Source organism: Streptomyces sp. DSM 120436 (assembly GCF_055778765.1).
The window spans coordinates 4,716,883-4,741,939 of record NZ_JBSKBS010000001.1; the positions used below are offsets into that span (position 1 = coordinate 4,716,883).

Sequence of the window (25,057 nt, forward strand, 5' to 3'; positions counted from 1 at the left end):
CATGTCCCTGACAACCCTATGCGCGGCAACCCGTCGAATGTCTTTCGAAGCCGCAGGTCAGAGGAATGATCCACGCGCTCCCCGGACGGCGGGAGCGCTCCCGAAACATTCGACGCGCACCGGTCCGCACACGGCGGGCCCGGATTCCGGACCGGTCAGGCGGAGCCGCGCAGCACCAGTTCCGTGCGGTGGATGACGTGCCGCCAGGCCGCCGACGGCTCCTCCAGCTCCTCCAGGAGCAGCCGCACCATCGTGCGCCCGATCTCCTCCAGCGGCTGACGGACCGTCGTCAACTGCGGATCGGTGTGCTGGGCGAGCGGGAAGTCGTCGAATCCGATCACCGCCACGTCGTCCGGCACCCGCCGGCCCGCCGCGCGGAGCGCTCCCAGCGCGCCCGCCGCCATGGTGTCCGACGCGGCGAACACCCCGTCGATCTCCGGCGCCCGCTCGATCAGTCCGGCCATCGCGCGGTGCCCGCTGTCCGCGGAGAAGTCGCCCTCGGCGACCCAGGACTCCCTGCCCTCGACGCCCGCCCGCTCCAGCGCCTCCCGGTAGCCGCGCAGCCGGCACCGGGCCACGTACATGTCGGGCGGCCCGGTGATGGTCGCGATCGCGCGGCGCCCGGTGTCCAGCAGATGCGACACGGCGGCGCGCGCCCCGCCGACGTTGTCCGCGTCGACGTAGGTCACGCTCTCGTCGCCGGAACGCCGCCCCAGCAGCACGGTGGGCAGGCCCACCTGGGCCAGCATGTCGGGCAGCGGGTCCGCGGCGTGCACGGACATCAGCATCACGCCGTCCACCCGGCCGCCGCGCGCGTACTCCACGAGCCGCTGCCGCTCGGCGTCCGTGCGCACCAGGGTGAGCAGCAGCTGCACCTCGGTCTCGGTCAGGGCGTCTCCGACGGACCGCACGATCTCGGAGAAGAACGGCTCGCCGAACTGCCGCCAGTCCGGCTCCGTCATGACCAGCGCGACCGCGTCGGCACGCCGTCCCGCCAGCGTACGGGCCGCCAGATTGGGGACGTACCCCAGTTCCGCGATGGCGCGCTGCACGGCACGGCGGGTCGTGTCCTTCACTCCCGCCGCGTTGTTGACGACGCGGGAGACGGTGCCCCGCCCGACACCGGCGAGCGCGGCCACCTCCTCGAGCGTCGGTGTGCCCGGACGCCGCCTGAGCATGACCACCCCCACGAGCTCACTTGATCCTACGGCCCCAGTCATGCCCGTATCGACCGTTCCCGCAACCCGCCCGCCGTGTGGGGTGGTTCGCACCCCTCGCCGGCCGAGCACGGCGTGCCCGTGGGCCTTGCGCCGTCGTGCGGACCGAACGGCGGGGGTCCGGTCCGACGGACGGCCGACCGGCGGGCACCAAGGGGCGCGGGGAACCGCGTGACCGGCCCTCGCCCGCCCGCACCCGGCGACGGACCGAACTCGCCCCACGGGGCCCGTTCTCAGCCCGGCGCCGTGCCGCCCCGCGCCCGCGCGGCACGGGCCCGCGGCCCGCCGCCCCCGCGCGCGGCCCGCGCCCGCCGCACCAGGTCCGCCGCCGCCCCTTCCCACCCGGGCCGGGTGAACTCGAACCCGGCCTCCCGCAGCCGGCCCGGCACCACCCGCCGGCTCTTGAGCAGCAGCTCCGTGTCCGAGCGCAGCGCGAAGGCTCCCAGTCCGGCCATCCAGCGGGTGGCCGGCAGCCCCACCGGCAGGCCCCGGGCGGCCCGCAGCACCCGCATGAAGTCCCGCTGGGGGAGCGGGTCGGGCGCCGCGAGGTTCACCGGGCCCTCCATGTCCTCCCGCGCGATCAGGAACTCCACCGCGCGCACGAAGTCCTCGTCGTGGATCCACGACACGTACTGCGCGCCGCCCGCGACCGGGCCGCCCAGTCCCAGCTGGGCCAGCCGCAGCAGCACGTCGAACACCCCGCCCCGGTCCGGGCTCATCACCATCGCCGCCCGCAGGGCCGCCTTCCGGGTGTCCGGCGTCGGCGCCTCGGCCTGCGTCCGTTCCCAGTTCCTGGCGATCTCCACGCTGTACGCCCAGTAGTCCGGCACGCCGCTCTCCGTGCCGCCGATGACGCCCGTCGCCTCGTCGTTCGCCGCGTCGAAGCGGTGCGCGTAGATGGTCGCGGTGCTCATCTGGAGCCAGACCTTCGGTGGCCGGCGGGCCGCCGCGATCGCCTCGCCCACGACCCGCGTCGAGTCCACGCGGGAGTCCATCATGGCGCGCAGGTTCTCCGGGGTGTAGCGGCAGGAGACGCTGCGGCCCGCGAGGTTGATCACGACGTCCGAGCCGTCGACCGCACCGGCCCACGGGCCCAGGGTCGCTCCGTCCCAGGCGACGTCCTGGGGGCGCCTCGGCTGCCTGGTCAGCACGACGACCTCGTGCCCGGCCGCGCTCAGCGCACGGTCCAGGACCGTGCCCACCTGTCCGGTCCCCCCGGGCAGAACGATCTTCATCGGACCCCTCCGGCCTCTTCGAGTGCCCCCACCCTAACCCGCCTTTTTGAACATGTTCAACAGCGGGTCGCGGTGCGGTGGGCGGGGGTCGAAGAGGGGTGGGGCTACGCCGCCCGGGTGGCGATCTGGATGAGGTTGCCGCAGGTGTCGTCGAAGACGGCGGTGGTGACGGGTCCCATTTCCAGGGGCTCCTGGGTGAAGCGGACGCCGTGCTCCCGCAGCCGCTCGTACTCCGCCCGCACGTCGTCCACGGCGAACTGGGCGAGGGGGATGCCGTCCGCCGCGAGGGCGTCCCGGTAGGCCTTGGCCGCGGGGTGGCCGGCCGGCTCCAGGAGCAGTTCGGTGCCCTCCGGGTCCTCGGGCGAGACGACGGTGAGCCACCGGTCGCTCTCGCCCACGGGCACGTCGTGCTTCTTCACGAAGCCGAGGACGTCGGTGTAGAAGTGCAGGGCCCGTGCCTGGTCGTCGACGAGGACGCTGGTCAGGTGGATCTTCATGAGGGGTCCTTCTCCGGTGCGGGGGTGCTGGGGTCGAGCCAGCGCTCGGTGATGTGCCGCAGCGGCGCGACGTTCAGCTCGTGGAACTTGTACCGGCCCTCCCGCCGGGTCTCGACGAGCCCGGCGGCCTCCAGGACGGCCAGGTGCTGGGACACCGCCTGACGTGAGATGCCGAGCCCGTGCTTCATGCTCAGGCGCGCGCAGATCTCGAACAGGGTCTGCCCGGACTTCTCCGTGAGCTCGTCGAGGATCGTGCGGCGGGTGCCGTCCGCCAGGGCTTTGAAGAGGTCGTCGGCCACCTCTCCACTATAGGCAAGTGTCCACTTGCCTATCAAGGCGAGGGCCGCCCCCTCGGCGGGGCGGCTGCGGTGGCGGGGCTGTGGTGGCGGTCCGTGGGGCTATCCGCGGCCCCGGTCCCCGGACGAGGCGTCACGGCGGACGAGGCCCGGCAGGGACAGGGAGCCGGGTCCGGAGAACACCAGCAGCAGGAAGCCCCAGCAGAACAGCGCCGGTGACAGGCCGCCGTTCTGCAGGGGGAACAGACCGTCCGGCTGGTGCTCGGTGAAGTAGGCGAAGGCCATGGCGCCCGAGCCGAGGAACGCGGCGGCCCGGGTGAGGACCCCGAGCAGGACGAGCGCGCCGCAGACCAGCTCGATCACCCCCGCGTACCAGAACGGCCAGTCGCCCGCGGGGACGGCCTCCCGGTCCAGGACGCCGAAGAGGGCGGCCGCGCCCTCGCTGGTGAACAGCAGCCCGATGACGATGCGGAACAGACCCAGGACCAGCGGCTGGTGACGGTCGAGCCGGTCGGTGGTGCCCATGGTGGAACTCCTTGCGGTTGGCCGGTGCGCAGGGCAGGGAAAGGAGTGGCGCGGAGGCCGCCCGCCCTCCATCAACGTGCGCGCCGGGCCCGCCGTTCAGCCGCTTCGGCCCCCGTAGGACACAGGTCGGCGACGGTCCCTCGGGCGCGGGCTGGCAGACTCGCCCCTCATGAGCGACAGAGCTGTCCGAACGGCCCGCCCCGCAGGCGGGAGCGGGCCGCCCGCTCCGGGCGCGACGGGCCGGACGCGGCTCCTGGCGGCAGCGGCGGCACTGCTGACCGTCGGCGCGGGACTGGGCCTGCGGGCCGTGGCGACGGGTGACGTCGCCAAGTACGGCGGGGACGCGCTGTACACGCTGCTGATCCTCGCCCTCGTCGTCCTGCTCGCCCCGCGTTCGACCCCCGTACGGGCGGCGGGTGTCGCGCTCGCGGTGAGCTGGGCGGTGGAGCTGCTCCAGCTCACCGGACTGCCCGCCGCGCTGTCCGCCCGCAGCACCGCCGCCCGCCTGGTCCTCGGCTCCACCTTCAACGCACCGGACCTGTTCTGGTACGCCGTCGGCGCGTGTGCCGGCTGGCTCGTCCTCCGCGCGGTCGCCCGCCGCCGTCCGCCGGCCTGACCCCGTACGCTCGGCGGGAGGCCGCTCGCCGCCGGCCGTCGCCGGAGCGGCGGTGAACCGCAGCGGCTCGGGCGGCGCGGGCACCGGCGTGCGGCGCAGCCACCGGTACGGCGTCGCGCCCGCACCGCCCGGAGGCCGCGTCAGCGCCCGTTGCGCCGTGCCAGTCGGCGGAACGCCCGTGCGCTGCCCGTCGGCGTGGGCAGCTCGCCCGCCACCGCGTCGGCGAGCAGGGAGCCCACCGTCTCGGTCGCGCAGACGCGGTTGGCGCCGATGCCGCCGGAGGCGCCTCGCTTGATCCAGCCGACGACGTAGGCGCCCGGCCGGCCGGTCACCCTGCCCCGGTCGTGCGGCACGGTGCCCGTGGACTCGTCGAACGGGAGGCCGGCGAGAGGCGTCCCGCGGTGGCCGACCGCGCGGAGGACCAGGCCGGCCGGGATCTCCGTCTCCCCCGCGGCGCCGGCGACCCGCACGGCGCGGACGGACTCCTTCCCGCACACCTCGACGGGCGCGGACAGGAAGCGGAACACGATGCGCCGCGGGCCGTCCGCCGCCGGCGGCAGCGACCAGTCGACGGCCTCCCGCCGTACGTCCTTCAGCACCGCGGCCTTGTCGTGCGGCGCCGCCGCGTCGATCGCCGCACCCACGGCGGGGTCGTGGTCGTCGACGAGCAGCTCGACGCCGGTCAGGTGCTTGAGGGCGTTCAGCTCGGTGCGCGTACAGGCCGCGTGCTCGGGGCCGCGCCGGCCCAGCACCACCACCTCGCGCACCTTGCTGCGCCGCAGCTCCGCCAGCGCGTGCGGGGCGGTCGCGGTCCCCTCGAGCGCCGCCGGGTCGGACACCAGCAGGCGTGCGGCGTCCAGCGCGACGTTGCCGTTGCCCACCACGACGGCCCGTCCGGCCGACAGGCCGAAGGCGTCCGGGGCGACGTCGGGGTGCCCGTTGCACCAGGCGACGAACTCGGTGGCGGCGACACTGCCCGGCCGGTCCTCGCCCGGGACGCCGAGCCGCCGGGACTCCGGCGCGCCGACGGCGTAGATCACCGCGTCGTGATGGGCGGCCAGTTCGTCCGCCGTCACACCCTCGCCCACCTCCAGGCCCAGGCACAGCCGCACCCGCGGGTGGGCGAGGAAGCGGGCGAAGCTCTCGCCGACCTTCTTGGTGGACGGGTGGTCGGGCGCGACCCCGTACCGCACCAGGCCGCCGGCGACCGGCAGCCGGTCGATCAGCGTCACCTCGGCGGGGGTGTGCAGCAGCAGGTCCCGCGCCGCGTACATCCCGGCCGGGCCGGTGCCCACGACCGCGACCCGCAGCGGCCCGAAGTCCGGCGGCAGCACCCGGTCGAACGACGGCGCGCCCCACGCGTGGAGCACGGGCCCCCGGCCGGCCCGCTCCGGCCGGTGCTCCCCGGTCTCGAAGTAGGCCGCGTTGATACGGGCGTACTCCCGCTGCGCCCCGGTCAGCCGGTCGACCGGGAAGACGGCGTCCACCGGGCAGGCGTCCGCGCAGGCGCCGCAGTCGATGCAGCTCTTCGGGTCGATGTGCAGCATCTCCGTGCTGCCGAAGGCGCGTTCCTCCGGCGTCGGGTGGATGCAGTTGACCGGGCAGACGGACACGCACGTGGCGTCGTTGCAGCAGGTCTGGGTGATCGCGAAGGCCATGGTCGTCCGCTCCGCTGAGGGCCCGGTGGGGCAGGCTGTACGTGGTCAGATGAGGTGGGCGCGCCGGTAGAAGAAGAGCGCGGGCCGGGTGAGCAGCCCGCACGAGGACAGGAACTCCATCAGGCCCGAACAGCTCGCCCGCACCATGGACTTGTGGTGCTCGTTGGCGCGGGCCTCGCGCAGCGCGCGCTTCTCGTCCAGGCCGGCGTTGGCGTACACCTTCCGGTTCACCATGCTGGTGACGATGACGTACGCGGCGATCGCGATCATCACGGCGTGGACGCGGCGGCGCACGCGCCCCGCACGGGCGAGGTGCTTGCGGGTTTCCTCGCGCGCGAACATCATGTGCCGCGACTCCTCGACGACATGGATGTTGTTGATGGTGCGGACGAACGGGACGACCCGCTCGTCGCGCATCCAGTCGCGCTGCATGACGTCGAGGACCTCCTCGGCGACCAGGATCGCCGCGTAGGCGGCCTCGCCGAAGGCGGTGGTCTTGAACAGCCGGCCCAGCTCGACCGCGACCCGGCCCGGGCGGTAGGCCGGGGCCCCGAGCTTCTTCGCGCCACGGGCGAACATGATCGAGTGCCGGCACTCGTCGGCTATCTCGGTGAGTGCCCACTGGAACGTGTCGTCCGTGGGGTCCTTGGAGTAGATGTCCCGCAGGATCATCTGCTGGAGGATCATCTCGAACCATATGCCGGTGCAGGCGACGGACGCCGCCTCCTGCCGCGTCAGCTCCTTGCGCTGGGCATCGCTCATCTCGTTCCAGTACGCCGTGCCGTAGAGCGTGCTCCACTCCGGGCTGGCGCCGTGGAATTCCTTGTCCAGCGGGGTGTCCCAGTCGACCTCGGTGAGCGGGTCGTAGGAGAGCTGCGCGGACGAGTCGAGCAGCCGGCGGGCCACGCCGTCGTCCGAGGGCCGGTCCGGGTGCTGTGCCCGGGAGGTGGTCAGGGCCATGCCGGGGCCTCCTCGAGTCGAGTCCGTACGCCATTACCGCGGGTAACCCACCCGCTTGCTGACGAACTGTATAGCAAGAACTTTCGGGTTCCCAGTCCTGTACCTGTCAAGCTCGTGTGAAGGCCCGCACGGCGCGTACGCCGTGCGGGCCGGAGTGGGACGGAGCAGGCGTCCGGTCAGAGACCGGTGACCTTGCCGCTCGCCGAGACCTCGTAGACGAGGGTGAGCGTGCGGTGCCCGCCCGGAGGGAGCCGCACCTCCCAGCGGGCGATGCCGTCCGGGTCCACCGAGTCCGGAGCGGGCGAGCAGTCGTCCCGCCGGACACGCACCTCCACCGCCGAGACCTCGGAGACCGGGACGCGCTCCCGGACGACGACCACCCGGTCCTCCCGCTCGTCCGGCGCGGAGAACCGGGACAGACGCAACCGCACGGTCCGGGTGAGCACGGTCCGCTGGGTGAGCCCCGTGGTGTCCCGGGTCTCCTCCGTCTCCCGTACGACACGGTGGTCGTCCCGGCTGCCGAAGGCCAGCTCGACCGCGGCTCCCGGAGCGGTGAAGTCCAGCGTGCCGCGCCCGACGAACCCGCTGCCGCGGATCAGGTCCACCGGCCCGGCCAGCAGCGCGTGCCCGGACCGGTTGTCACACCGCACCACCTGCGTGACCAGCGGGGAGAGCTCCGGGGCGCAGGCGTACTCGCTGCGCGCGGCCGTGGTGAAGGACGACACCGGCACCCGGTGGGCGCGCCCGTCGGCCGGCACGGATACCGGGCCGGGGGCGTGCAGGACGCGCACCTCGCCGCCGTCGTCCACACCCGGCAGCCCGAGCACGGGGGCCGGGCCCAGGTCCGCGACGTCCTCCTCCCGCAGGTCCACGCGGACGGTGCGGCGCTCCTCGGGGGAGCGGTCCTGCAGCGTCAGCCGGTCCTCACCCAGCACCGGCGGCTCCGTGGCCGCCGAGGAGCGCGCCGTGGACAGGGTCAGCCGTACGCCGGACCAGTCCTCGCCGGTGCGCTGCCAGACCATCGCCTCCGTCTCCAGGGTGAGCGTCTCCCCGTCCAGCGTGGCCCGGTAGGCAGGCCGCCACAGTGCGCACGGGGTGAGATGGCTCAGCCGCAGCTCCGCCGGTCCCGCACCGGACGCCTCCACGGTCAGCTCGACGTGCCCGGCCAGTTCGGCGGGCTCCGTCTCGGCCTCGGCGAGAGCCTGTTCGGCCTCGCGCAGGTCGTCGGAGAGGGCCGACAACCGCGCCTCCGCCGCGCGCAGCCGCTCGGCCTGCTGCTCGCGCTCCTCGTCCACCCGGTCCAGCTCGCGGGCCCAGCGGTCCCGTTCGGCCTCGCCGGCCCCGGCGCCCTCGCCGATCTCCCGCAGCAGATCGGCGGCGAGCCGGCCGAGCGCGTCCCCGCGCGCCTCCAGCCGGTCCCGCCGCTGCTCCAGCACCAGCCGCTCCTCCTCCAGCGAGGCCACGCGGCGGCGCAGCGGCGAGTCGTCGTCGGCGGGCTCCGGCCCGCGCGGCGTCCACGCGCGCACGATCCGCACGTCCAGCACGGTCGCCGGGAAACCGGCGGTCAGCTCGGCGTGCAGGGTCCGGTCGACGGCCAGGGCGCTCACCGGTCCCAGCCTCAACCGCTGCGTGCCGCTACGCAGCCCGAGCGTCGCGGTGCGCTCGACGTGCGCGCGGTCCTCGGTGCAGGTGACGGCGGTGACGGGGAGGGGGATCAGGGCGATCGGCTCCGATGACGTGGTCATCTCTGTGTCAGCTCCTGCGGTTGCCGCCGGTCAGGGCCTTGCCGGCCGGGATCCTGATCTCGTAGCCGCCGTCGAGGACGGTGGTGCCGCCGGCCGGCAGGTCGACCCGCCAGATCCGGGTGCCCGGGGCGTGCCGCTCCCGGTCCGCGGTGTCCTCGGGCACGGTCCAGTCGGCCCGTTCCTCGATCCGCACGTCCGCCTCGGAGGTGACCGGCACGCGCTCGCGCACCTCCACGCGGACCGGTGCCGGGAGCCGGTTGGCCAGCTCCACGTGGACGCGGTGGTCGAGCACGGTGACGTTGTTGCGCAGGCCCGCGGTCGACTCGGTGAGGTGCGTCCGCCGGGTCACGCCGATGGCCTCCGCCGGACCCAGCCCCAGCCGGCGCGCACCGCCCGGAGCGAGGGTGGGCAGTGCGGCGGTCGACTGGTACTCCCCGTCGACGCTCACCTCCACCGGGCCGGCCAGCAGCGCCTGGTCCGTGGCGTTGGACAGCACCAGCGTCGCGTACACGGTCTGCTCCACCGCCGGCACGCAGACGTACTCGGTGCGCAGACCCACCGGGATCTCGCCGACGGTGACGGTGTGCCAGGTGCCGTCCGACGGGATGTCGGCGGGCGCCGCGGCGTCGTAACGGTGGTCGAAGGAGCCCGCCGACTCGCGGGGCCGTACGGCGTGCCCGGGCAGCGGCAGCGTGGCCGGCTTCTCGGCGCGCCGCCGGTACTCGGCGGTCACCGCGTCGAAGTCCGAGCCGGGGAAGAGCAGGCCCCGGCGGTCCCGCGGCTCATCCGGCCCGCTCAACACCAGTGCCGCGTAGTCGAGTTCGGCGTCGTCCGGCCGGGGCGGCCCCGGCTCGGGCGCGAAGGGGACCGCACCCGCGGCCTCCGGTACGGCCGCACGGACCTCTCCGCCCGCGCGGGACACGGCGGCCGCGCGGGACACGGCGGCCGCGCGGGCGCCGGAACCGGGACGGGCCCGGGGCCGCGGCCGGTCCGGGACGGGCGCGGAACCCGGCGCGGCCGGGCCGCCGAAGCCCTGGGGCGCCGCGCCGTAGGCGGCGCCGGGGGCGGGCAGGGCGGAGGGCGCAGGCGGAGGCGGGGGAGTGGGCGGAGCACCGTGGGCGGCTCCGACGGCGCCGCCCGCCACCGCTGCTGCGAACACATCCGGTTCCGGCCGGGGGCCCGCCGCGTCGTACCCGGCGAACAGGTCGGTCAGCCCCGCCGGGGGCTCGCGCCACCCGGACGGGGCGGGCGCGGGCTGGCTGCGGCCGATACGCACCGACCGCAGCCGCGGCAGACCGGTACGGCGGCGCAGATCGGCGGTGGCGAAGGCGATCCGCACGCCCGTCCAGTCCTCACCGGACCGCTGGGCGACCGAGGCACGCAGCACCAGCCGTCCGCTGTCCTCACCCTGACGGTGGGTCAGCCGGTACGCCGGCGCCCACACGGCGCCGGGCACCCCGTACTCGATCTCGATTTCGACCTCGGTCTGCGTCTCACCCGGGTCCTGCAAAGTCAGCACCGCCGTGTACGAAGCGGCCACCCCGGACGCCGGCGCGTCGGTGCTCGCGCGCTCGATCCGGTCGTGGGCGAGCTCCATCTCGTGCTCGACACGGCGGAGTTCGTCCTCCAGCTCACGGAGCCGGCCGTGCAGGACCGTCAGGCGCTCGTCGACGAAGTCGGCCAGCTCCAGCCAGGCGTCCACCGGGGTGCGGCGGTGCGGGTCGTCCCGCTTGCGGCCGGGCGGCACCGGACGCAGCCCGCCGACCTCCTCGATCCTCGTCAGCTGCCGGTCGCGCCGGGCCCGCGCGACGTCGTACGCCTCACGCAGCCGGTCCACCTCACGCCGCGCCTCGTCCTCCGCGTCCGCGTCCACGGGCTCGGCGTCGATCTCCGCCCGCGCCTCGGTGACGCGCACCCCCGGCGCACCGAGGACGCGGGCGCGCAGCGAGTGGGGGTCGAGTGAGCGCGGCAGTCCCGTCACCCGTACCTGTCCGCCCGCCGGGACCGCGCCCCGGGCAACGCGGCGGCACAGCGCGCCCTGTGCGTACACCGTCACCGCTTCGAGTGCCGACTCCCACCTCGGTGCCGTCCCAGCCGTCATGTGCTCCCCCGCGCAGCCGTGTGCGTACCGAGGGCAGCCTACGCGGTGACGGCCCGGGCCGTGTCACCGGACAAGGCACCAGTACGTGCCGTGGTGACCGATCCCGATCCGGCTCTCGTGCGGCACCAGGGCGGGGTCGGGCCGGCCCACGGCCGCCATGGCGCAGGCGGGGTCCCCGACCGTGCCCGCGGCGGCCATGCGCCGGGCGGCGTCGGTCGCGGCGCGGGAGGTGTACCAGGTGGTCGTCACGGTGGCGGGGGCACCGGTCGGCTTCGGGGTGGCCGGAGGCTTCGGCTCGGTGGTGGTGGGGGCGGGCCCGGCGGTCGGCTTCGCGGTCGCCCCCGTCGACGCGGGCTCGGGTGTGGCCCTCCCGGCCGGCCGCTCCGGTGCGGAGGAGGCCGACGGGTGAGCAGTGCCGGACGGCTGGGGGACACGCGTCTCAGTCCCCGGCGGCGCAGGAGGAACACGGGTCTCGGAACCCGGCGGCGGAGGGATGCGCGGTCCGGGTGGCGTCGTCGTGGTCCCGGGGACCGCTGTTCCGGGGGTCGCTCCCGGAGGCGTGGAGGGCGCGGCCGGTTCGGGAGCCGCCGACCGGCGCGGGGCCTCGGGCGCCGCGGACCGTACCGGGGCCCGGGGTGCCTCCGGCGTGCCGGTGCCCGTTCCCGCCCCGCCCGTGGAGGCGGGTGGCGGAGGCACGAGCCCCGGCCCCCGGCTGGGCGGCGCGGCCTCGGAGGTGTCCTGCCCCCGCGGAGGCTCCGGCCGGGTGCTCGCACCGCCGTCCGGCACGGCCGGTCCGGTCCCGGTCCCCTGGTCCGGCACGCCCGTCGGCTGCGTCCGCCCCTGCCCCGGAGGCGACGGCCGCGTCCCCGGTCCTCCGCTCGGCTCGGCCGCCCCGCCGGGACGGGACGCCGTCGGAACGGGCGCCCCCGTGCCCGTCGGAGTCGCCTCCGCCGTGGACGGCGGGGAGGTCTCGGAGGTCGGCGTCGGCAGCGGGTCCAGCGTCGGGAGGGCCAGATCGGTCGAGGCGGACGGCCGCGGGCTCGGGGTGCCGTCGTCCTGCGCCACCCACACCCACACGCCGACGCCGCCCAGGACCAGGGCGGCGGCGCCGCCGGCGATCCACGGGGCACGCCGGGGCGGGCGACGGTGACGGTTCATGGTCCCCACTGTCCTACGCACCCCGACGAGCCGCCTGTCGCATGCCCCCGCTGCCGCCCCGCCCGTCCGCCCGGTGCGCTCGTACGGGTGACGGACACCGCCGACCGGCCGTCCCCGCACGGCCGGCACGCGTACCCCGCTCCCTTACCTCCGAGGTCATCGACCCCGCCCCCGGCCCGGTGCCACGATCACCGCGTACCACGACCGACCGACGCACCGTGGAGGACACCATGACCGCCTACGCCATCGCCCACCTGCGGCCGGCCGCACCGCACCCCGACATCGCGGAGTACATGGAGCGCATCCCCGCCACGCTGGAGCCGTACGGCGGCCGCTTCCTGGTGCACGCCACCGGGCACGAGGTGAAGGAGGGCGCCTGGCCCGGACACGTGGTGGTGATCGCCTTCCCCGGGATCACCGAGGCGCGGGACTGGTGGGACTCGCCCGCCTACCGGGAGATCGCACCGCTGCGCTCCCGGCACATCGAGGGCGACATCATCCTGATCGACGGCGTCCCGGACGGTTACGACCCGGCTGTCACGGCGGCGGCCATACGGGAGGAACTCGCCGCCACCGACTGACCCTGGCGCACCTGCGGGTTCACGACGACCGCACGCCTGCCGAACCGGGGCGCGGCGGTCCACAGCACGGTGAAGGACGCCGGGACGCGCTCCCGGCACGACTTCCGGATCAGTGAGCCGGCCGCACCACGCGCGTGCGCCGGCACGAGGTGTCGCACCACTCCGTCACCGCGCAGGAAGGCGGGTACGGCCTCGGACCCACGTCGGAGGGCGGCACCAGGGTGCGCCTGTCCGACGTGCTCGAAGGACACGGCGTCGGCAAGACGCTGCTCCCGCCGGCGGCGGGAGCAGCGCGCCGGGGCGTCCCCGCGTTCGGCCGCCGTATCGAGGAAGCCGCCGAGGCCTCGGCCTGACCGGGCAGCCGGACCGCCGCATCCTGCCGGGGGTCAGGGGACCAGCACCCAGACCGCCGTCATCAGCAGGAGGACGCCCAGGGCCGGCGCCGGAAGGCCCAGGATCGCCGTCACCACGCCCCAGCGCGTCCGTCCGCGCGGCACCTGTGCGCCGCCGGCCCGTGTCATGCCGCCTTGTGCCGCGTCCACGAGCTCACCTTCCGGTCAAGGCAATGACAGGCAGGCTGGTCCCTTCCGCGCTCACCCGGGTGCGGCCACCGCGTCCCCCGGCCGGCGTAGCGAGCCGGCGGCCGGCATGCCGTCACGGCTCCGGGTGGCATAACAGTGGGCCCATGACATCGAGACGAACCGCCCCTCAGGTCACCGAGCGCCGTGCGTCCGGAATGCGTGTCCGGGCCGCTCTGATGGTCCTGGCCGCCGCGACGGCCCTCGGCACGACCACGACCGAGGCCGCCGCCTCCTCCTCCGCCCGCCCCGGAACCGACTGGGACGCCATCGCCCAGTGCGAGTCGGGCGGCGACTGGAAGGCCAACACGGGCAACGGCCACTACGGCGGACTGCAGTTCTCGCAGTCGAGCTGGGTCGCGGCCGGCGGACTCACGTACGCCCCGCGTGCCGACCTCGCCACCCGCAAGGAGCAGATCGCGGTGGCCGAACGCCTCGCGCGGATCCAGGGCATGTCCGCGTGGGCGTGCGCACACGCGGGGCGTTAGACCCGCGCCGCGCGTCGGACACCCGCGCCGCGCGTCGGACGTACGCGGCGCGCCATGAGCCCGATGCCGGCCCTCACGCGCCCGGGACCGGGCCCCCGGCGGCGGGGACCGGGCCTCCGGCGGCCGGGTGCTGCGGCGCGGGCGGGAACGCGGATCCCGCCATCGCCTTGGCGTTCTGAGCGGCCGTCAGCCTGCGGACGAACAGCAGGGCCAGCACCGCGGAGACGAGGTCGAGGACCGACCCGGCCATCAGCCACCCCGCGGCGTCGAGGACCGCCTGCGGGTCCTCGGCCGCGTCGTACTTCTCCGAGGCGAGCCGGTCGAAGAGGCTCGACGCGATCCACATGCCCCACCAGGCGTTGAGCAGGCGGTGGTGCCGCAGCTCGGACGCGTAGGGGTCGGGCTGGCTGGCCCGCAGGACGTCCCGGGCGATGCCGCGCGGGATCCACAGGTTGGCCAACGGGATGAACCAGCCGCCGATCGCCCAGCCCGGCGTGCGGCGCTGCGTGTCCGGCGCGAACACCTCCGCGTTGTGACGCACCCGGTGGAACCAGATGATGAACAGCGTCGCCGTCCCGACCACGCCGATCAGGTACAGCAGGCTGGACGAGGCGACCGCCGTGTCCGCCCGGTCGACCGCGCCCATGTCGACGTCGCCCGCGCCGCCGGAGGTCACCTCACCCATCACCGACCGCATGTACGCCGCCGCCCCGAAGTGCATCACGTCGGCGACGATCACGACGGCCAGCAGCGCGGTCACGGCGTGCGCGAGACCCAGCGGTGAGCGCAGCACCGGTCCGGGCCCGGACATCGGTTTCACGGGCACGGGTGAAAAAGCCATGAAGGCCCCCCTGGGAAGTGCGGTGGAGTTGCGGCGCGCCCTCCCCGGGAACGCCGCGAGATGATCACAAACGAGTGATCGGCTTCCGGACCCTACCCCATCGCCGGTGCAGCGTGTCCATGACTATTGCGCGCGACGGCACGAGGCCGCCGTCGAAGCGCGCTTGAGTCTCCCCCCGGGGGAGGCCCCACGGTGGCGGACATGAACGACACCGAACTCGAAGGACGCGTCGCCGTGGTCGCCGGCGGCAGCAAGGGCGCCGGACTGGCGACGGCACAACGGCTCCGGCAGGCGGGAGCCCAGGTCGTCACCATCGCCCGTACGAAGCCGGAGGCGGGCGACGCCCTCTTCGTCCAGGGCGACCTGGGCACCGCCGAGGGTGTGGCCGCGTCCGCCGCGGCCGTCGCCGGACATGTCGGCGTCCCCGACGTCCTCGTGCACATCGTGGGCGGCTCCGGCTCCCCGGCCGGGGGCTTCGCGGCTCTCGACGACACGCTGTGGGAGCGCGAACTGGAACTCAACCTCCTGTCCGCCGTCCGCCTCGACCGGGCCCTGCTCCCCGGCATGGTGGCCCGCGGCTCGGGCGCCGTCGTCCACGTCACCTCCATCCAGCGCCGGATGCCGCTGCACGACTCGACCCTGGCCTACGCCGCCGCCAAGGGCGCCCTGACCACCTACAGCAAGGGACTCGCCAACGAGGTGGCCCCGGCGGGCGTACGGGTCAACTCTGTCGCACCCGGCTTCATCCGCACCGACGGCGCCGAGCAGCTGCTCGCCCGCCGGATGAGGGAGGGCGGCATCACCCGCGAGGCCGCCCTCGACGACCTGATGAGCGTTCTCGGCGGCATCCCCCTCGGCCGGCCCGCCGAGCCGGAGGAGGTCGCCGAGGTGATCGCCTTCCTCGCCTCACCCCGCGCCGCCGCGGTCGCCGGTGCCGAGTACACCGTCGACGGCGGCACCGTCCGCACCGTATGAGCCGGACACGAACGGCCGCCGGCACGGAGGAGGGAACCATGCGCAGCACCCCGCGGAGCGGGACCACCGGCGAGGCCCGGTCCTTCGTCGAGGAGTACGTCGCCGCGGCCGCGGCCGCCGGCCGCGCGCGGTACCTCGCGCTCTTCGACGACAATGCCGTCGTACGCGACGAAGGCCGCACCCACCGGGGACTCACGGAGGTGCGCCGCTGGCGGGACCAGGTCCCGCCCGTGGAGTACGACGTACGGGAGGTCACCGGCACGGCGGCCGCCTGCCGCGCTGTCGCCGAGGTGTCGGGGGACTTCCCCGGCAGCCCGGTGACGCTCCGCTTCGCGTTCGAACGTGACGCGCGGGGAAGGATCACCCGGCTGGAGATCACCCCCTGACCACGCACCGCCACCCCGGGACCGGACCCGTACCGGCCGGTCCCGGGCCCGGACCCGGCCGCCAGGAGCATCACCATGACGGAGCGACTCACCATCGGGGAGTTCTCCCGCATCACCCACCTCAGCATCCGCACGCTCCGCCGCTACCACGAGCAGGGCCTGCTGGTCCCCGCCGAGGTCGACCCGGTGACGGGCTACCGCTACTACTCGCCCGAGCAGGTCCGCCCGGCCCAGACCGTCCGGCGGTTCCGCGACCTCGACCTGCCCCTGGCGGACCTGCGGCGCTTCCTCGAGGCGGAGGCCGGCGCCCGCGGCGGGGCGGCGGACCGGGACACGGCCCGGCAGGTCGTGACCGCCCACCTGCGCCGGCTCGAGGACCGGCTCGGCCGCACCCAGCGCGCCGTCGAAGCGCTCCGCGAACTCCTCGACCCCGGCGCGGAACGGACGGTGACCCTGGAGGTCCTCCCGCCCCAGCGGGTCCACGCCGTGTCCCTCGACGTCCCCGAGGGAGCCGGCCTGGACTGGTACGACACGGCGATGCGTGACCTCGACGCCGCCGTCGGACACCGCCCGGTGCTCCCGCCGGGCGGCCGCTACGCGCACGAGCTGTTCACCGAGGGCCACGGCCACGCCACCGTCTACCTCCCCGCCGAGACACCCCTGCCCCCGGGGGCCCCGGCCACCGTGCGCGAGCTGGACCTGCCGAGCAGGACGGCCGTCGTCGCCACCCACTGCGGCCCGCACGACGACCTCGACCTCACCTACGGCGCCGTGGGCTCCTTCGCCGCGCGCCACGGCCTGCGCGCGCAGAACCTCGTCGAAGAGGTGTACCTGGTGGGGCCGCGCGACACGGACCAGCCGGAGCGCTGGCGCACCCTCGTGGCCTGGCTGACCGACCCCGACCGCACCTGACACCGAGACCGGCTTGCGGTCCCCGGTTCAATGGCCCCGTACCTCACAGGAACGACGGAAGGCACGCCGGGCCACGCACACCCGCGATGTCGACCAGGAACTCGTGGCGGCCGCGACGCACGTCGCCCGCACCCGCTGCCGGGGCGACAACCACACCATGGCCGCGGCGGCCCGCGCCACGGACGGCCGGATCGTCACCGCCGTGAACGCCTGTCACTTCACCGGCGGTCCCTGCGCCGAACCGGTCGTCGTCGGAACGGCCGCCGCACAGGGCGCCCACGACCTGGAGACGATCGTCGCCGTCGGCGACCGCGACCGGGGAGTCGTCCCGCCGTGCGGCCGCTGCCGCCAGGTCCTCCTCGACTGCTTCCCGGCCCTGAAGGCCGTCGTGGGCACGGCCGACGGCCTCCTCGCCGTCCCCGTCGCCGGCCTCCTCCCGCACACCTACGTCTGGGCCGACCACCAGCTCGACCCCTCGTCGTGGTCCGAGCCGAACATCGGCGACCCGCGCGGTGTCCCCGAGGGCCGCGGCGTCACCGGAGTGGAGGTCAGGGACGTCCACGCCGTCGGGGACCCGGACCCGACGGAGGCGGGGGAACGGCCCGCACCGACGAGCCCGGCGGCCACCGACGCCCCCGCCCCTCACAACCGCTCGCGCACCCACTCCGGGTCGGGATTCACGGACGCCTTCCCGTCCGGCAGGACGACCGTCGGCACCGTCTCGTTCCCGTCCGCGACCGCCCTCACCGCCGCCGCGGCGGCCGGGTCGCGCCAGATGTCGACCCAGTGCGCCCGGTGAGCGTCCCGGCCCAGCCGGCAACGCAGCCGCCTGCAGTACCGGCATCCCGGCCGCCAGTAGATCACCGGACGCCCGTCCTCCCGGCTGCGGCGCCGCGCCTCCTCCCCGCCGAGGGAGGCCGGGAAGACCAGCGGTGAGTTCACCACCGCGAACGCCAGGCACGCCAGCAGGGCCGCGATCGCCGGGACGGTGCCCCCGTCGGCGAGCAGGCCCGCCGCGCCCAGTGCCCCGGCCGCCGCGAGCAGCAGCGGCAGCAGCCATCCCCGTAGCAGCTCGTGCCCCTAGGACGACTCGCGGACGACCAGCTCCGTGGGCAGGGTGATCTGCTGCCGGGGCCCGTCGTTCAGGGTGATGTCGGTGAGGATGCGGGCCATCGTGCGGCCCAGTTCCTCCACCGGCTGACGCACCGTCGTCAGCGGCGGGTTGGTGTGCCGGGCGAGCACCGAGTCCTCGAAGCCGACCACGGCGACGTCGTCCGGCACCCGGCGCTTCCGCCGGCGCAATTCGGCCAGCGCACCGACCGCCATGAGGTCGGACGCGGCGAACACGGCGTCCAGATCCGGGGCGCGTTCAAGAAGCAAACGCATGGCGCGGCCGCCGCTGTCCTCGGAGAAGTCGCCCGCCTCGATCAGCGACTCGTCCGCCGCGACGCCCGCCTCCCGGTGCGCCGCGCGCCACCCCGCGAGGCGGGCACGGCCGACGTCCATGTCCTGCGGGCCGGTGATCGTCGCGATCCGCCTGCGGCCGCGGCCCAGCAGATGCCGTACGGCTTCGACGGCGCCCCCGGCGTTGTCGGAGTCGACGTAGCTCAGCTGCTCGCCCGCGTCGCGGCGGCCGGCGAGCACCGTGGGCAGGCCCGTCTCCTCGAGGATGCCGGGCAGCCGGTCCCCGGCGTGGACGGAGACCAGCAGCACGCCGTCCACCCGGCGGGTGGCCACCGACTCGGTGAGCTGGTCGCGTTCGGCCTGGTCGCGCACCAGCACGAGCTGCAGTTGTGTGCCGCTCTCGCCGAGCGCGCCGCTCACGCCGCGGATCAGCGCGGCGAAGAACGGCTCCGAGCCGAGCCGGCTCTCCGACTCGGGGATCACCAGGGCGACGGCGTTGGTGCGGTTGGTGACCAGGCCCCGGGCGACCGAGTTGGGGACGTAGTTCAGTTCTTTGATCGCCGCGAGGACCCGGGCCCGCGCCTCGGCGCTGACCAGGGCGGAGCCGTTGACGACGCGGGAGACCGTGGTGCGACCCACGCCGGCGCGGGCGGCGACGGTCTTGATCGTGGGACGGCGGTTGCCGGTCATGCACTCCCCCCTCAGCGGCCGCGGCGGCGTTCTCTGCCGCGGAGGTGACCTGCGGCAATTCTTGCAGACGCCTGCCTCGGCGGATCACCCCCAGGGTCCGGGAGGCGAACGGATGCCCTGCCTCGCACTCAGAAGTTGCTTTCAAGTTATTGACAGATTGCGTCGCTGCTACAAGTCTTCGTCACGCGGTGGGAACGTGCCCACCCAGAGTTGGGCACGTTCCCACCTCGACCAAGATCCGCTGTAGTCATCGCAGAACTCGTCACTCCGATGTGTCAGCGCCGTCGCTAGGAGGAGATCCATGGGCACTCTCGGTTCGTTGCGCAGGAAGGCGGTGGCGACAGCCGCGGCCGTCGGCGCGCTCTCGCTCGTCGTCGGCTGCAGCGGCGACAGCGACTCGGTCACGGGTGGCAGCAAGGACGGCGACAAGGTCACCATCACCATGGGCATGTTCGGCGTCATGGGGATCAAGGAGACCGGTCTGCTCGAGGAGTACGAGAAGAACAACCCCGGCGTCACGATCAAGGCCGAGATAGCCGGTGACGAGCAGACCTACTACACCGCGCTGCAGACCAAGCTCGCCGCCGGCAAGGGCCTGAAGGACATCCAGGGCATCGAGATCGGCCGCGCCAAGGAGATCACCGAGACCCGGGCGGACATGTTCGCCGACTTTGCGGACATCGAGGGCACCGACCACTTCCTGCCCTGGAAGCAGTCCCAGATCACCACCGAGGACGGCAAGGTGCTGGGCCTCGGCACCGACATCGGCCCGATGGCCGTCTGTTACCGCAAGGACTACTTCGAGAAGGCGGGCCTGCCCACCGACCGCGAAGAGGTCGGCAAGCTGTGGGCGGGCGACTGGAAGAAGTACGTCGAGGTCGGCCGCACCTTCAAGAAGAACTTCAAGGGCGACGGCGTCGCCTACACCGACTCGGCCAGCGGCCTGTTCAACGCCATGGTCTACGGCTACCCCGAGCAGTACTACAACGAGCAGGGCGAGCTGATCCACGACAAGAACCCGGCCGTGAAGGAGGCGTGGGAGCTGGCGTCGGACGCCGCCGACGAGGACCTGACCGCCAAGCTGCGCCAGTTCCAGCCCGGCTGGGACCCCGGTCTGTCCAACGGCACGTTCGCGACCGCGGTGTGCCCGGCCTGGATGCTGAGTCACATCAGCGAGAAGGCCGGTGAGGTCAACAAGGGCAAGTGGGACGTCGCCCGCGCTCCGAAGGGCGCCAACTGGGGCGGTTCCTTCCTCGGCGTGATCGAGAAGAGCCCGGTGAAGGAGGAGGCGCAGAAGCTCGTCGCCTGGCTGACCGCGCCCGAGCAGCAGGCCCGCATCTTCAAGGACCTCGGCAACATCCCGTCCTCGCAGAAGGCCCTCGAGGACCCGACCGTGAAGGCCGTGAAGAACGAGTACTTCAGCGGCGCGCCGCTCGGTGAGATCTTCGGCGCCGCGGCGCAGGAGATCCCGGACAAGCAGGTCCTCGGCCGCAAGGACGGCACCATCAAGGACACCTTCTCCCAGGGCCTGGCCCTGGTGGAGCAGGGGACGCCGCGTGACGAGGCATGGAAGACCACCGCGGAGCGCATCCAGAAGGCGGTCCGCTGACCGTCGCCCCGCGGCCGTCCCGGGCCCGCTGCCCCCAGCGGGCCCGGGACGGCTCCCCATCCGTTCTCAGGAAGGAAGTCCGGTGGCCACCTCCACCACCAAGGTCCTGGCCGGCGAGGAGCCGCCGGGCCCGTCCCGCTCGCGGGACGGCAAGGAGACCTCACAGCGGCGCGGCGCCTGGCTGCACCGCCTCGACGTCAAGGGCGCCCCGTACGCGTTCGTCGCCCCGTTCTTCGTCGTCTTCGCCGCGTTCAGCTTCTACCCGCTGATCTACACCTCGTGGATCTCCCTGCACGACGTGGAACTGGCCACGCTCGACGTCATGGAGTGGGTGGCGTTCGACAACTACGTCGACCTGTGGGGCGATTCGCGGTTCTGGAACGCCCTGCAGAACACCATCACCATCGGCGTCATCTCCACGGTGCCGCAGCTTCTGATGGCCCTGGGCATGGCGCACCTGCTCAACTACCGCATGCGCGCCTCGCTGTTCTTCCGCGTCGCGTCGCTGGTGCCGTACGCCACGTCCGTCGGTGCCGCCGCGCTCGTCTTCACCATGATCTTCGAGCGTGACTTCGGCATGATCAACTGGGCGCTCGGCGCGGTCGGCGTCGACCCGGTGAACTGGGAGGCCGACAAGTGGCCCGCCCAGGTCGCGATCTCCACCATCGTCATCTGGCGCTGGACCGGCTACAACGCCCTGCTCTACCTCGCGGCCATGCAGGCCATCCCCGCCGACCGCTACGAGGCCGCCTCCCTGGACGGCGCGTCCCGCTGGCAGCAGTTCCGGCACGTCACCGTGCCCGGCATCCGCTCCACCATCGTCTTCACCATCGTGCTCTCCACGATCGGCGCCACCCAGCTGTTCGGCGAGCCGCTGATCTTCGGCCAGGGCCCCAACGGCGTCACCGGCGGCGCGGACAACCAGTACCAGACGCTGGGCCTGCTGCTGTACGAGGAGGGCTGGAAGAACTACCAGATGGGCCGCTCGGCGACCGTCGCCTGGGCGATGTTCATGCTGCTGGTCCTCGCCTTCGTGGCGCATCGACTGATCAAGCGCCTGCGCTCCCGTACGTCCTGACCTGGAGACGCCATGACCATCCACAGCCTCCCGGCCCGGACGGACGCACCGGCCCGGACCGAACCCGAGAAGCCGGCCGGCCGCGGCGGCCGCCGTCTGCTGCGCGAACGCGCCGGGCGCACCCACCACGCCGGGCCGCTCGCCTACATCCTGCTCGCCGTCATGGCGGTCCTGTCCATCTTCCCGCTGTACTGGACGATGGTGGCGGCCTCCACCGACAACACCCGGGTCAGCCAGACCCCGCCGCCCTTCCTGCCCGGCCCGAACCTGTTCAGCAACCTCGCCCGCGCCTGGGACGAGGCGGCCATGGGCAAGGCGATGATCAACAGCACGATCGTGGCCGGGGTGATCGCCCTGTCCACGGTGTTCTTCGCGACGCTCGCCGGGTTCGCCTTCGCCAAACTGCGGTTCAAGGGCCGCAACGTCCTGCTCATGCTGGTGATCGGCACCATGATGGTGCCGCCGCAGCTCGGTGTCGTCCCGCTGTTCATGATGATGTCGGAGCTCGGCTGGTCGCAGCAGCTGCCCGCCGTCATCTTCCCCACCCTGGTCAGCGCCGTCGGCGTGTTCTTCATGCGGCAGTACCTCTCCGAGGCGCTGCCCGACGAACTCGTCGAGGCCGGCCGGGTCGACGGGGCGCACTCGCTGCGCATCTTCTGGAGCATCGTGCTGCCCGTCGCACGGCCCGCCATGGCCGTGATCTTCATGATCACGTTCGTGCACGCCTGGAACGACTTCTTCTGGCCGTTCGTGGTGCTCGACATGACCAACCCGACCGTCCCCGTCGCGCTCACCCAGCTCAGCGCGGGCTACGTCCGCGACCAGTCGCTCATCATGGCCGGCGCCCTGCTCGGCACCCTGCCGCTGCTGGCGATGTTCATCGTCTTCGGCCGCCAGATCGTCAGCGGCATCATGGCCGGCGCCGTCAAGGGCTGACCGTTCCCCGCAGGCCCCGATCCGACCCCCTCACCGGGCTCTTCGCCCACCCCGCGAACGGCCCCCACCACCCCGAAAGGACTTACGTGGTCACCGCAGCACAGCAGACCGCGTCCACCCCGGACGCCGCCCGCACCTTCCCCAAGGGCTTCCTCTGGGGTTCGGCCACCGCCTCCTACCAGATCGAGGGCGCCGCCTCCGAGGACGGACGCACCCCGTCCATCTGGGACACCTACGCCCGCACCCCGGGCCGGGTCCGCAACGGCGACACCGGTGACATCGCCACCGATCACTACCACCGCTGGCGTGAGGACGTCGCCCTCATGGCCGAACTCGGCCTGGGCGCCTACCGGTTCTCCCTCGCCTGGCCCCGCATCCAGCCCACCGGACGCGGCCCCGCCGTGCAGAAGGGCCTCGACTTCTACCGGCGGTTGGCCGACGAGCTGCTGGAGAAGGGCATCCAGCCCGTCGCCACCCTCTACCACTGGGACCTGCCCCAGGAGCTGGAGGACGCCGGCGGCTGGCCCGAGCGCGCCACCGCCGAACGCTTCGCCGAGTACGCCGCCCTCGCCGCCGACGCCCTCGGCGACCGCGTGCGGACCTGGACCACCCTCAACGAGCCCTGGTGCAGCGCCTTCCTCGGCTACGGCTCCGGCGTGCACGCCCCCGGCCGCACCGACCCGGTCGCCGCGCTGCGCGCCGCCCACCACCTCAACCTCGGCCACGGCCTCGCCGTCCAGGCCCTGCGCGACCGCCTCCCGGCCGCCGCCCAGTGCTCGGTCACCCTCAACGTCCACCACGTCCGCCCGCTCACCGGCAGCGACGGCGACGCGGACGCGGTGCGCCGCATCGACGCGCTCGCCAACCGCGTCTTCACCGGCCCGATGCTGCAGGGCGCCTACCCGGAGGACCTGCTCAAGGACACCGCGAGCCTGACCGACTGGTCCTTCGTCAAGGACGGGGACCTCGAGCAGATCAACCAGCCGCTGGACTTCCTCGGCGTCAACTACTACACGCCGACCGTCGTCTCCGAGGCCGACGGCAGCGGCACCCACACCTCCGACGGCCACGGCAACAGCCCGCACAGCCCGTGGCCGGGCGCCGACCGGGTCGCCTTCCACCAGCCGCCCGGCCCCACCACCGCCATGGGCTGGGCCGTCGACGCCACCGGCCTGTACGACCTGCTGCGCCGGCTGTCGCACGACTTCCCGAAGACGCCGCTGGTCATCACCGAGAACGGCGCCGCGTTCGACGACTACGCCGACCCGTCCGGCGCCGTCAACGACCCGGCACGCATCGCCTACGTCCGCGACCACCTGGCCGCCGTCCACCGCGCCATCCTCGACGGCTCCGACGTCCGCGGCTACTTCCTGTGGTCCCTGCTCGACAACTTCGAGTGGGCGCACGGCTACAGCAAGCGGTTCGGCGCGGTGTACGTCGACTACCCGACGGGCACCCGCATCCCGAAGGCCAGCGCCCGCTGGTACGCGGAGGTCGCCCGCACGGGCGTCCTGCCGGCGGCCTGACCTCAGCTCCGCGAGCCCGACTCCCTGCCCGTGGGGGGACAGGGAGTCGGGCTCGCGGGTGTCATCGCGCGCCGGCGCGGCTCCGGAGCACCTCGACACCGTCGCCGTCGAGTTCGTCGCAGTACGCCGCGCGCCCCGTCATCGCCATGACGAGGGCCACGGTTCGCCCGGACACGAGGGGGCCGTCCCCGGCCCTGAACGGCCCGTCGTCGGCGACGAGCCGCAGCCCGCCGATGCGCCCCTTGGCGACGACCACGAGGTCCGTGCCCCGGTAGTACTCGGCGACGGCCGTCACGGTCTCGACCGGGTAGGCCCGCCGTATGCCGAGCGGGCGCCGGACGTCCTCCCCGTGCACGACGGTCTCGCCGAGCATGGCGATGGCGGGCAGGGGAGGCTTGGTCGTACTCGACACCGTGCGCCGGAAGCGGCCGAGGGTGTCCGCCGGACCCGAACCGAGCTGCTCCGCCAGCCGCATGGCCACCTGCCTGTCGAAGTCGAACCGACAGCGCAGGACGCCGGCCAGCCACCTCGCGGTGTTCAGGCTCGCCCCCGCGGTGAGATGCGCGAGCACCTCACGCACCGACAGCCCGTCACAGAGCGAGGGCGTTGCCCACTCCTCGGTGCCGAGCCCTCCGAGATCGTCGGCGAGCGCGGCCCGCTCGGCACGGATCATGGACCACACGGTGGTGTCGGGAAGGCGGCGGCCGGTCGCCGGACCCGGACGAGTCGTCATGGGGGCGGTGCTCCTGTCGGTGAGGACGTTCACGCGTTCCAGGGGGTGACTCCCGCCCCGGACGGAACTCATCGCCGCCGAAGCAGCAGGATGCGGCACATGGACGTCGTGACCCGACCGCATCACCTCCACACAGGCGACGGCACCGTGGCACCGGACGACGAGGCCGGAGCCCCCGTCATGGACGGAAAAGCCTGCTTCACCGGCGAGTGCGCGCCGTCCACCGACCACGCTCGGGACAACGTCCGCGACGTCGTCCGCCCAGGGAACCCAGAGGCACTGGGGGAGCGGTACGCGAGGTGGGGGGTGGCC

Annotated in this window: 27 protein-coding genes and 1 pseudogene; 13 read left to right on the forward strand and 15 right to left on the reverse strand. The window is 73.8% G+C overall.

All coding sequences use genetic code 11. The annotated features are described in order from the left end of the window. Positions 1-155 precede the first annotated feature (155 nt). The 5 genes from ACWH4W_RS20905 to ACWH4W_RS20925 form a co-directional block, all read right to left on the reverse strand. Complete coding sequence (locus ACWH4W_RS20905; protein WP_473077232.1) at positions 156-1,178, reverse strand: LacI family DNA-binding transcriptional regulator; 1,023 nt, start codon at positions 1,176-1,178, stop codon at positions 156-158. A 272-nt stretch (positions 1,179-1,450) separates the two neighbouring features. Beyond that, positions 1,451-2,452 (reverse strand): TIGR01777 family oxidoreductase, encoded by a 1,002-nt coding sequence (locus tag ACWH4W_RS20910; protein WP_473077233.1) that lies wholly within the window; start codon positions 2,450-2,452, stop codon positions 1,451-1,453. A 104-nt stretch (positions 2,453-2,556) separates the two neighbouring features. Then, positions 2,557-2,949: a VOC family protein gene (locus tag ACWH4W_RS20915; RefSeq protein WP_473077234.1), complete on the reverse strand. Its 393-nt coding sequence runs from the start codon at positions 2,947-2,949 to the stop codon at positions 2,557-2,559. Further along, entirely contained in the window at positions 2,946-3,248 is a 303-nt protein-coding gene (locus ACWH4W_RS20920; RefSeq protein ID WP_106416103.1) for an ArsR/SmtB family transcription factor, read from the reverse strand. The genes ACWH4W_RS20915 and ACWH4W_RS20920 overlap by 4 nt, the downstream gene beginning before the upstream one ends. A 99-nt stretch (positions 3,249-3,347) precedes the next feature. Further along, complete coding sequence (locus ACWH4W_RS20925) at positions 3,348-3,770, reverse strand: DoxX family protein (RefSeq protein ID WP_473077235.1); 423 nt, start codon at positions 3,768-3,770, stop codon at positions 3,348-3,350. A gap of 169 nt (positions 3,771-3,939) precedes the next feature. Here ACWH4W_RS20925 and ACWH4W_RS20930 point away from each other — a divergent pair, with 169 nt between their 5' ends. Beyond that, a complete protein-coding gene (locus tag ACWH4W_RS20930; protein ID WP_473077236.1) occupies positions 3,940-4,386 on the forward strand; it encodes a ribosomal maturation YjgA family protein in 447 nt (148 codons plus the stop codon). A gap of 140 nt (positions 4,387-4,526) precedes the next feature. On the opposite strand, the gene ACWH4W_RS20935 is transcribed toward ACWH4W_RS20930, so the two are convergent. The 5 genes from ACWH4W_RS20935 to ACWH4W_RS20955 form a co-directional block, all read right to left on the reverse strand. Then, positions 4,527-6,044: an FAD-dependent oxidoreductase gene (locus ACWH4W_RS20935; RefSeq protein WP_473077237.1), complete on the reverse strand. Its 1,518-nt coding sequence runs from the start codon at positions 6,042-6,044 to the stop codon at positions 4,527-4,529. 45 nt (positions 6,045-6,089) lie between these two features. Next, positions 6,090-7,004, reverse strand: a complete 915-nt coding sequence (locus tag ACWH4W_RS20940) for an AurF N-oxygenase family protein (RefSeq protein ID WP_473077238.1) — start codon at positions 7,002-7,004, stop codon at positions 6,090-6,092. A 176-nt stretch (positions 7,005-7,180) separates the two neighbouring features. Beyond that, positions 7,181-8,749 (reverse strand): DUF4139 domain-containing protein, encoded by a 1,569-nt coding sequence (locus tag ACWH4W_RS20945; protein ID WP_473077239.1) that lies wholly within the window; start codon positions 8,747-8,749, stop codon positions 7,181-7,183. Between the two features lie 7 nt (positions 8,750-8,756). Continuing rightward, positions 8,757-10,850: a DUF4139 domain-containing protein gene (locus tag ACWH4W_RS20950; RefSeq protein WP_473077240.1), complete on the reverse strand. Its 2,094-nt coding sequence runs from the start codon at positions 10,848-10,850 to the stop codon at positions 8,757-8,759. 63 nt (positions 10,851-10,913) lie between these two features. Further along, on the reverse strand, positions 10,914-11,099 hold the full coding sequence (locus tag ACWH4W_RS20955; RefSeq protein ID WP_473077241.1) for a hypothetical protein: 186 nt from the start codon (positions 11,097-11,099) through the stop codon (positions 10,914-10,916). A gap of 1 nt (position 11,100) precedes the next feature. Between ACWH4W_RS20955 and ACWH4W_RS20960 the strand changes: the two genes are divergently transcribed. From ACWH4W_RS20960 to ACWH4W_RS20970, 3 genes are all read left to right on the forward strand, one after another. After that, on the forward strand, positions 11,101-11,259 hold the full coding sequence (locus tag ACWH4W_RS20960) for a hypothetical protein (RefSeq protein WP_473077242.1): 159 nt from the start codon (positions 11,101-11,103) through the stop codon (positions 11,257-11,259). Between the two features lie 979 nt (positions 11,260-12,238). Further along, positions 12,239-12,589: a DUF1330 domain-containing protein gene (locus ACWH4W_RS20965; RefSeq protein WP_473077243.1), complete on the forward strand. Its 351-nt coding sequence runs from the start codon at positions 12,239-12,241 to the stop codon at positions 12,587-12,589. Positions 12,590-12,723: 134 nt separating this feature from the next. Continuing rightward, positions 12,724-12,942 carry an SRPBCC family protein gene (locus ACWH4W_RS20970; RefSeq protein WP_473077244.1) on the forward strand — a complete coding sequence of 73 codons (219 nt, stop codon included), beginning with the start codon at positions 12,724-12,726 and terminating at the stop codon, positions 12,940-12,942. Between the two features lie 33 nt (positions 12,943-12,975). On the opposite strand, the gene ACWH4W_RS20975 is transcribed toward ACWH4W_RS20970, so the two are convergent. Beyond that, on the reverse strand, positions 12,976-13,131 hold the full coding sequence (locus ACWH4W_RS20975; RefSeq protein ID WP_473077245.1) for a hypothetical protein: 156 nt from the start codon (positions 13,129-13,131) through the stop codon (positions 12,976-12,978). A 143-nt stretch (positions 13,132-13,274) separates the two neighbouring features. On the opposite strand from ACWH4W_RS20975, the gene ACWH4W_RS20980 reads away from it, so the two are divergent. Further along, entirely contained in the window at positions 13,275-13,655 is a 381-nt protein-coding gene (locus tag ACWH4W_RS20980) for a transglycosylase family protein (protein WP_473077246.1), read from the forward strand. A gap of 73 nt (positions 13,656-13,728) precedes the next feature. On the opposite strand, the gene ACWH4W_RS20985 is transcribed toward ACWH4W_RS20980, so the two are convergent. Then, on the reverse strand, positions 13,729-14,496 hold the full coding sequence (locus ACWH4W_RS20985) for a DUF4328 domain-containing protein (protein WP_473077247.1): 768 nt from the start codon (positions 14,494-14,496) through the stop codon (positions 13,729-13,731). Positions 14,497-14,697: 201 nt separating this feature from the next. On the opposite strand from ACWH4W_RS20985, the gene ACWH4W_RS20990 reads away from it, so the two are divergent. From ACWH4W_RS20990 to ACWH4W_RS21005, 4 genes and pseudogenes are all read left to right on the forward strand, one after another. Beyond that, positions 14,698-15,471 (forward strand): SDR family oxidoreductase, encoded by a 774-nt coding sequence (locus tag ACWH4W_RS20990; protein WP_473077248.1) that lies wholly within the window; start codon positions 14,698-14,700, stop codon positions 15,469-15,471. 38 nt (positions 15,472-15,509) lie between these two features. Further along, positions 15,510-15,857 carry a nuclear transport factor 2-like protein gene (locus tag ACWH4W_RS20995; protein WP_473077249.1) on the forward strand — a complete coding sequence of 116 codons (348 nt, stop codon included), beginning with the start codon at positions 15,510-15,512 and terminating at the stop codon, positions 15,855-15,857. 75 nt (positions 15,858-15,932) lie between these two features. After that, positions 15,933-16,769: a MerR family transcriptional regulator gene (locus tag ACWH4W_RS21000; protein WP_106410967.1), complete on the forward strand. Its 837-nt coding sequence runs from the start codon at positions 15,933-15,935 to the stop codon at positions 16,767-16,769. Between the two features lie 103 nt (positions 16,770-16,872). Continuing rightward, positions 16,873-17,241 (forward strand): annotated as a pseudogene (locus tag ACWH4W_RS21005) (cytidine/deoxycytidylate deaminase family protein); the annotation flags it as partial. A 170-nt stretch (positions 17,242-17,411) separates the two neighbouring features. On the opposite strand, the gene ACWH4W_RS21010 reads toward ACWH4W_RS21005, so the two are convergent. Continuing rightward, entirely contained in the window at positions 17,412-17,840 is a 429-nt protein-coding gene (locus tag ACWH4W_RS21010; protein ID WP_473077559.1) for a glutaredoxin domain-containing protein, read from the reverse strand. 9 nt (positions 17,841-17,849) lie between these two features. After that, complete coding sequence (locus ACWH4W_RS21015; protein ID WP_473077250.1) at positions 17,850-18,863, reverse strand: LacI family DNA-binding transcriptional regulator; 1,014 nt, start codon at positions 18,861-18,863, stop codon at positions 17,850-17,852. A 301-nt stretch (positions 18,864-19,164) separates the two neighbouring features. Here ACWH4W_RS21015 and ACWH4W_RS21020 point away from each other — a divergent pair, with 301 nt between their 5' ends. The 4 genes from ACWH4W_RS21020 (at position 19,165) to ACWH4W_RS21035 (ending at position 24,012) form a co-directional block, all read left to right on the forward strand. After that, positions 19,165-20,472 carry an ABC transporter substrate-binding protein gene (locus ACWH4W_RS21020; RefSeq protein ID WP_473077251.1) on the forward strand — a complete coding sequence of 436 codons (1,308 nt, stop codon included), beginning with the start codon at positions 19,165-19,167 and terminating at the stop codon, positions 20,470-20,472. An 82-nt stretch (positions 20,473-20,554) separates the two neighbouring features. Beyond that, entirely contained in the window at positions 20,555-21,550 is a 996-nt protein-coding gene (locus ACWH4W_RS21025; protein WP_473077252.1) for a carbohydrate ABC transporter permease, read from the forward strand. Between the two features lie 12 nt (positions 21,551-21,562). Continuing rightward, positions 21,563-22,486 (forward strand): carbohydrate ABC transporter permease, encoded by a 924-nt coding sequence (locus ACWH4W_RS21030; protein WP_473077253.1) that lies wholly within the window; start codon positions 21,563-21,565, stop codon positions 22,484-22,486. An 86-nt stretch (positions 22,487-22,572) separates the two neighbouring features. Further along, complete coding sequence (locus ACWH4W_RS21035; RefSeq protein ID WP_473077254.1) at positions 22,573-24,012, forward strand: GH1 family beta-glucosidase; 1,440 nt, start codon at positions 22,573-22,575, stop codon at positions 24,010-24,012. Positions 24,013-24,073: 61 nt separating this feature from the next. On the opposite strand, the gene ACWH4W_RS21040 is transcribed toward ACWH4W_RS21035, so the two are convergent. Further along, positions 24,074-24,745, reverse strand: a complete 672-nt coding sequence (locus ACWH4W_RS21040) for a maleylpyruvate isomerase family mycothiol-dependent enzyme (RefSeq protein ID WP_473077255.1) — start codon at positions 24,743-24,745, stop codon at positions 24,074-24,076. Positions 24,746-25,057 lie beyond the last annotated feature (312 nt).